Annotated in this window: 1 rRNA gene; it reads left to right on the top strand. The window is 55.9% G+C overall.

The window, feature by feature from the left end:
• Window positions 1-61 precede the first annotated feature (61 nt).
• Window positions 62-2,154: ribosomal RNA gene (locus AB0B90_RS38585) — 23S ribosomal RNA — on the top strand; the annotation flags it as partial.

Raw genomic sequence — 2,154 nt, 5'->3', positions numbered from 1 at the left:
GGGTCTGGTCTGGTCGCTGTTTGTTGTTTGAGATTTGCATAGTGGACGCGAGCATCTTTGTGGCCAAGTTTTTTAGGGCACACGGTGGATGCCTTGGCATCAGGAGCCGATGAAGGACGTGGGAGGCTGCGTTAAGCCCCGGGGAGTCGCCAACCAGACTTTGATCCGGGGATGTCCGAATGGGGAAACCTAGCACCAGTCATGTGGTGTTGCCTCCGCCTGAATGTATAGGGCGGTTGGTGGTAACGCGGGGAAGTGAAACATCTCAGTACCCGTAGGAAGAGAAAACAATTTAGTGATTCCGTGAGTAGTGGTGAGCGAAAGCGGATCAGGCTAAACCGTAGGCGTGTGATAGCCGGCAGGCGTTGCGTTTGCGGGGTTGTGGGACCCTCTGATGGTTTCTGCCGAGACCATAGACAGTAAGAAATCTTTCCGATAGTCGAAGCTTCTGGGAAGTGGCGCCGTAGACCGTGAGAGTCGGGTAGGCGAAATCGGTTGGACTGTTTGAGGGGATCCCAAGTAGCACGGGGCCCGAGAAATCCTGTGTGAATCTGCCAGGACCACCTGGTAAGCCTAAATACTCCCTGGTGACCGATAGTGAACAAGTACCGTGAGGGAAAGGTGAAAAGCGCCCCGGTGAGGGGTCGTGAAATAGTACCTGAAACCGTGTGCCTACAAGCCGTAGGAGCGTAAACGAGGGCTTGCTCTTGTTTGTGATGTGACTGCGTGCCTTTTGAAGAATGAGCCTGCGAGTTATGGTGTGTGGCGAGGTTAACCCGTGTGGGGGAGCCGTAGCGAAAGCGAGTCTGAATAGGGCGTTTGAGTCGCATGCTGTAGACCCGAAGCGGAGTGATCTAGGCATGGGCAGGTTGAAGCGCGGGTAAGACCGCGTGGAGGACCGAACCCACCAGGGTTGAAAACCTGGGGGATGACCTGTGTTTAGGGGTGAAAGGCCAATCAAACTCCGTGATAGCTGGTTCTCCCCGAAATGCATTTAGGTGCAGCGTTGCGTGTTTCTTGCCGGAGGTAGAGCACTGGATGGCTAATGGGCCCGACAAGGTTACTGACGTCAGCCAAACTCCGAATGCCGGTAAGTGAGAGCGTGGCAGTGAGACTGCGGGGGATAAGCTCCGTAGTCGAGAGGGAAACAGCCCAGACCACCGACTAAGGCCCCTAAGCGTGTGCTAAGTGGGAAAGGATGTGGAGTCGCAGTGACAACCAGGAGGTTGGCTTAGAAGCAGCCACCCTTGAAAGAGTGCGTAATAGCTCACTGGTCAAGTGATTCCGCGCCGACAATGTAGCGGGGCTCAAGTACACCGCCGAAGTCGTGGCATTCACACATTATCCGAGCCTTTGTGGTTTAGGTGTGTGGGTGGGTAGGGGAGCGTCGTGCGGCCGGCGAAGCAGCGGAGTGATCCAGTTGTGGAGGCTGTGCGAGTGAGAATGCAGGCATGAGTAGCGAATCAGAAGTGAGAAACTTCTGCGCCGGATGACCAAGGGTTCCTGGGGCAGGCTAATCCGCCCAGGGTAAGTCGGGACCTAAGGCGAGGCCGACAGGCGTAGTCGATGGACAACGGGTTGATATTCCCGTACCCGCTACGATGCGCCAATACTGAATCCAGTGATACTAAGGGTCCTTAAGTCCCTAACGCCCTTCGGGGTGTGGGTGAGACTGAACGCCTGGCCTGAACTGGTAGTAGGTAAGCGATGGGGTGACGCAGGAAGGTAGCCCAGCCCAGGCGATGGTTGTCCTGGGGTAAGCATGTAGGGAGAGAGGTAGGCAAATCCGCCTCTCATGTATCCTGAGATGTGATGCCGAGCCGATTGTGGCGAAGTGGGTGATCCTATGCTGCCGAGAAAAGCCTCTAGTGAGTGTCGTGGCGGCCCGTACCCTAAACCGACTCAGGTGGTCAGGTAGAGAATACTAAGGCGATCGGGTGAACTGTGGTTAAGGAACTCGGCAAATTGCCCCCGTAACTTCGGGAGAAGGGGGGCCTTCGCTGGTGATGAACCTTTGCGTTCTGAGCTGGTGGGGGTCGCAGAGGCCAGGGGGAAGCGACTGTTTACTAAAAACACAGGTCCGTGCGAAGTCGTAAGACGATGTATACGGACTGACGCCTGCCCGGTGCTGGAACGTTAAGGGGACCGGTTAGT

The sequence above is a fragment of the Streptosporangium sp. NPDC049078 genome (genome assembly GCF_040648855.1).
Taxonomy (GTDB): domain Bacteria; phylum Actinomycetota; class Actinomycetes; order Streptosporangiales; family Streptosporangiaceae; genus Streptosporangium.
This window is presented reverse-complemented; position numbering and strand designations above follow the sequence as displayed.